This window comes from Wohlfahrtiimonas larvae (assembly GCF_002006755.1).
Classification (GTDB): domain Bacteria; phylum Pseudomonadota; class Gammaproteobacteria; order Cardiobacteriales; family Wohlfahrtiimonadaceae; genus Wohlfahrtiimonas; species Wohlfahrtiimonas larvae.
The window spans coordinates 1-4,295 of sequence record NZ_MVDO01000149.1 but is presented as its reverse complement, the minus strand read 5'-3'; the positions used below and the strand labels follow the sequence as shown (position 1 = coordinate 4,295).

General features: G+C 32.5%; 6 protein-coding genes. 3 read left to right on the top strand and 3 right to left on the bottom strand.

All coding sequences use genetic code 11. The features are described from left to right. The first annotated feature begins 241 nt into the window (after nucleotides 1–241). Nucleotides 242–568: an H-NS histone family protein gene (locus BZK14_RS08620; RefSeq protein ID WP_077926108.1), complete on the top strand. Its 327-nt coding sequence runs from the start codon at nucleotides 242–244 to the stop codon at nucleotides 566–568. Here BZK14_RS08620 and BZK14_RS08615 read toward each other — a convergent pair. Genes BZK14_RS08615 through ubiA form a run of 3 tightly spaced genes read right to left on the bottom strand, consistent with a single transcriptional unit; the run spans nucleotide 565 to nucleotide 2,705 of the window. Beyond that, nucleotides 565–1,266 carry a 4'-phosphopantetheinyl transferase family protein gene (locus BZK14_RS08615; protein ID WP_077926107.1) on the bottom strand — a complete coding sequence of 234 codons (702 nt, stop codon included), beginning with the start codon at nucleotides 1,264–1,266 and terminating at the stop codon, nucleotides 565–567. The two genes, BZK14_RS08620 and BZK14_RS08615, sit on opposite strands and share 4 nt — an antisense overlap. Beyond that, nucleotides 1,266–1,820, bottom strand: coding sequence for a cob(I)yrinic acid a,c-diamide adenosyltransferase (locus tag BZK14_RS08610; RefSeq protein ID WP_077926106.1), 555 nt, complete (start codon nucleotides 1,818–1,820; stop codon nucleotides 1,266–1,268). The genes BZK14_RS08615 and BZK14_RS08610 overlap by 1 nt, the downstream gene beginning before the upstream one ends. Nucleotides 1,821–1,829: 9 nt before the next feature. Beyond that, the gene (gene ubiA, locus BZK14_RS08605) at nucleotides 1,830–2,705 is read right to left on the bottom strand and encodes a 4-hydroxybenzoate octaprenyltransferase (protein ID WP_077926105.1); all 876 of its coding nucleotides are present in this window, start codon (nucleotides 2,703–2,705) and stop codon (nucleotides 1,830–1,832) included. Nucleotides 2,706–2,874: 169 nt separating this feature from the next. Here ubiA and BZK14_RS08600 point away from each other — a divergent pair, with 169 nt between their 5' ends. Together BZK14_RS08600 and BZK14_RS08595 are read left to right on the top strand one after the other, a co-directional pair. Further along, nucleotides 2,875–3,207: a zinc ribbon domain-containing protein YjdM gene (locus BZK14_RS08600; protein WP_077926104.1), complete on the top strand. Its 333-nt coding sequence runs from the start codon at nucleotides 2,875–2,877 to the stop codon at nucleotides 3,205–3,207. 31 nt (nucleotides 3,208–3,238) lie between these two features. After that, nucleotides 3,239–4,177: a peptidoglycan-binding domain-containing protein gene (locus BZK14_RS08595; RefSeq protein ID WP_077926103.1), complete on the top strand. Its 939-nt coding sequence runs from the start codon at nucleotides 3,239–3,241 to the stop codon at nucleotides 4,175–4,177. Nucleotides 4,178–4,295: the final 118 nt, after the last annotated feature.

Genomic DNA, 4,295 nt, shown 5'->3' with positions numbered 1-4,295 from the left:
GCTTTTTGTTGTTCTATTTATTTTTATTATCTAATAATATTTTTATTGACATTGTTTGATATTAAATGTAATTTACATTTCTTTTTGTATATTATCAAATGATGTGTTGAATGAAAGGTAAGTAATTTTATTTGTATAAAATGATCTGTATATTTTATATCTAATAATTATTATTTATGAATATAACCTATTAAGTATTATATAATGCTTAATATTTAGTTAAAATGTAAATAGGTAGTTTATGAAAATTGATTATAAGAAATATTCTTTATCTCAGCTTGAAGTATTAATGATTGAAATTAGCCATGAGATAGAAGAGAGAAAGAAAGTAGAAGCAGAGAGTATCCGCCAAAAAATTGAAACTTTATTACAAGCCTCAGGTTTAAGTTTAGATGATGTGTATACTGAGAAAGATATTGGTATCAGAACAAATAAAGTACCTATGAAGTATCGTCATCCATCTGATTCAACAATTGAATGGAGTGGCCGAGGAAAAATGCCTATTTGGATGAAAGAATTAATTGAACAAGGCGCACAAAAGGAAGATTTTTTGATTCAAAATGATTAATTAGTTTTTTTAGGGTAATGGCTTATGCATTTTATTGCTTGCCATTCCCTAGAAAATGGCATTAAAACTTGTCCATCAAAGCTGTATAGATTGGGAGTTATTTTTGTAGGCAAGTAACATACAAAACTTTCATTCTTAGGCTCTGTATCTATATATAAATACCCATTCTCCAATGGGCCATAAGCAAATTGTTGATGCATATCTAGTCTAAGTGTAGTGAGACCTGACAAACCTGTACCTGTTGCTTTTAAATATGCTTCTTTTGCTGACCACAGGGTAAAGAAACCATGAAGATAGTTAGGCTGTTGTGTCAACCAACTTTTTTCTATTGTATGTAGAACTTTCTCTTCTAAACCTTGAAAATTCTTTCTAATTTTAATCATTTCGATATCAATCCCCACAGGCGCATTATTTGCAACGATAATTGCCATGGTGTGATTTGTATGTGTGATATTAAATGAAAGCTCAGAATGATGCAGGAAATAAGGCTTACCATGCTTTAAATAAGCAATCTCTGGTAATTTATGAATATTAAAATATTGTTGTAAAATATATTCCAATAATGATCGACTTAATAGCAGGTAATTATTTCTTTTATCAGAATATTGAGTTTGAGTTAAATGTGGGAAATTGTTGCGTGCCCAAGTGAGTGTTATGTCATTGATAGGCATTTGCACAATGATATGTTTCAAATTCATTAGTTAAGATCTTTATTCCACAAAATTTCTTGATCTTGTGTTGAGTTCGCAATCGTACGAGAAATTACAAAGAAATAATCTGATAAGCGATTAATATATTGTAGTAATGGCGTATTTAAAGCCTCAGATTGATGTAATGTGATAGCTTCACGCTCTAATCTGCGTGTGATAGTTCGGCAAATATGAGCATGACATGTTGGAATGGAACCGCTTGGGAGAATAAATTCTTTTAAATAAGGTAAAGTTTCGTTGTAATGAACAATGCGATCTTCTAAAAACTCCACCATTTCTGCTGTGATAAAAGCATGTTCTGGCATGACTAGCTCACCACCTAAATTAAACAGATGATGCTGAATCTTGAAAAATTCGTCTTTAATAAAATTTAATTCTGATGGCATATGAGCCATTAATAAACCAAGGTTAGCATTGAGTTCATCTGCCGTCCCTACAGCTTGAATTCTAGGATGATTTTTAGGTACGCGGGTTTGCCCTGTTAATCCTGTTTCACCATGATCACCTGTTTTTGTTACAATTTTGGATAAGCGATTTCCCATAGTATCTCCTTAAAAGGCGTATTCTATAACAAGTCCAACAAAGATTACTGCTCCAACCCAATTATTGTGTAAAAATGCTTTAAAGCATTTTAAACGATCATGAGTTTTGATTAGTTGAATATGATAAATGAATAAAATAATAACAGTTAATAATGTTAATCCCCAAATAATAGTAGAATAATGGGCATAAATACCTAATGTTATTAAACAAAGTATGACGATAATTTGTAGGACAATAATGATCCAATAATCTTTTGATCCTAATAGCTTCTCAAACAGCAGTGCACTAGATTTAATATTAATAAATTTATCATCTTCACGATCACTCATCGCATATTCTGTATCATAAATTAATGTCCAGCATATATTCATTATAAATATTAAATAAGCTTCTAACGGTAATTGTCCTGTAATTTCCATAAAAGCCATAGGAATTCCAAAAGAGAATGCAATGCCTAAATGTGCTTGGGGCAAAGAGTGATAACGCTTAGCAAAAGGGTAAGAAAGGGCAATGATAAGTGCAGGGATCGATAGTAGAATCGTTTTCCAACTGAGAAAAAGAGCTAAAACAAAAGCAATACCAATGAATAATACAAGAACAGCATATGCTTCTTGTAATGTAATGCGTTTTGCCGCTAATGGACGATCTTTTGTGCGTTCAACATGTGGATCAAAATCCTTATCTGCAATATCATTCATCACACAACCTGCAGAGCGCATAGTGAATACACCTAATATAAAGATGACGATTAAATGTATTTCAGGCATGCCTTTGCTGGCGATCCACAGGGCCCACAATGTTGGCCATAATAATAATAGCGTACCAATAGGTTTATCAAAGCGAATTAATTTTAAATAATCGGGAATATGTTTGATGGTTAGCATGATGATTTTGATAATGAGTAAATTGTCCTATTATAAATGAATTTAGAAGATAATGGCTGATTGGAAAATAGTTAATAAATATCATGTATTTCCATTGAGTTGTAAAGATTTACTAAACCACTTAGAATGGCTGTTCTATTTTTGGTAGATTTTTTAGGAGAATATGATAATGACTATGCCAAATTGCCCAAAATGTAATTCTGAATATACTTATGCTGATGGTGAGTTATTCATTTGTCCAGAATGCGCCAATGAATGGTCTGCTAATGATGTAGATTCTGAGCATGAAGAATTAACGGCTAAAGATGCACATGGTAATATATTACGTGATGGTGACTCTGTAACTGTCATTAAGGATTTAAAAGTTCGTGGATCATCTATGGTTGTAAAACAAGGAACGATGATTAAAAGTATTCGTATTGTTGAAGGTGATCACAATTTAGACTGTAAAGTTAATGGTACAAGCTTACAATTGAAGTCTGAATTTATGAAAAAAGCGTAATCGATAGTATTACATTAGCATAGGAGATGTTATGACAGATTCATTTTTTGGTGAGGTTGATACAGCGCATCTCTCTATGCCATATTCTGATAAGGAATTTACAATCTCTTCTGCGCATTTTGCTCGACTTGCAGAGCAATGCCATTATCGTTTAATGGGTGACATCGTATTATTTGGAATTCGGGCAGCTCAATCTTTATCCCAGAAAGGAAAATGGCTAACTGAAATTAAAATTACCGAAAATCGATTAGATTATTTGTATCTTAATTGTTTATTAGGTTTGTGGGATCGTAAAAATCATAAAATTGCTATTTTTCAAGGTTCGACCGTACCCTTTAAAGCTAATGTGATTAAACAACGAGAAAACCCTAATCAACGGATTAGTAATCAATTAGCACAAGGTTTATATCAATATTATGTTGGTGCACATGAACCAGATCATAGACCAAAAGAAGAAGGTGCATTTCGTTTAACTCGTCATGTTTCAACACCCGTTTGGCGCGATTATGGCAAGGGTCAATTAATTTTAGATGCGTGTGCGCCTAACGATCATATTCATGCGGCTGGTAGCATTGATACTGATTATAAGTCGGCAGGGTGCCAAGTCATTTCTGGTTTCCATAATAGTGCAATGCCTGAAGGTGAATATCAGCAATTCAGAATTTTAGCAGGGCAGTCCGCATTACCTTCAGAATTAGAATTACATCTACCATACCAATATTTATTAACACATACACGCCATTTACATGCGATTCAACAAGGATGTTTAAATGAATACCTGATGCAAGGCTCAGAAGGTTATTTAGTTAGAGAGTTGCAAGAGCAATTAATTGCTGAAAATTATTTGTTTGAACAAAAAATTGATAAAGGGCTGATGGATGGTAAGACTGTAAAAGCTGTTTATGAATGGCAGAAAGCAAGCAGTATCAATGCTAATGGTATTTATCATCTTGAATCATTTAAATTATAAAAAATTATCATAAACAAACAACTTGCAAATAGTAATGATTATCACTATTATCTTACAGAGTTCGAAGTAAGAGGTTGTGTATGTATATTTGTATTTGTAATGGCATTACTGATAAAGA

Excerpts from the sequence above, each read along its gene's own strand:
- BZK14_RS08620 (WP_077926108.1), top strand. The coding sequence starts at position 242 with ATGAAAATTGATTATAAGAAATATTCTTTATCTCAGCTTGAAGTATTA.
- BZK14_RS08615 (WP_077926107.1), bottom strand. The coding sequence starts at position 1,266 with ATGAATTTGAAACATATCATTGTGCAAATGCCTATCAATGACATAACA.
- BZK14_RS08610 (WP_077926106.1), bottom strand. The coding sequence starts at position 1,820 with ATGGGAAATCGCTTATCCAAAATTGTAACAAAAACAGGTGATCATGGT.
- ubiA (WP_077926105.1), bottom strand. The coding sequence starts at position 2,705 with ATGCTAACCATCAAACATATTCCCGATTATTTAAAATTAATTCGCTTT.
- BZK14_RS08600 (WP_077926104.1), top strand. The coding sequence starts at position 2,875 with ATGACTATGCCAAATTGCCCAAAATGTAATTCTGAATATACTTATGCT.
- BZK14_RS08595 (WP_077926103.1), top strand. The coding sequence starts at position 3,239 with ATGACAGATTCATTTTTTGGTGAGGTTGATACAGCGCATCTCTCTATG.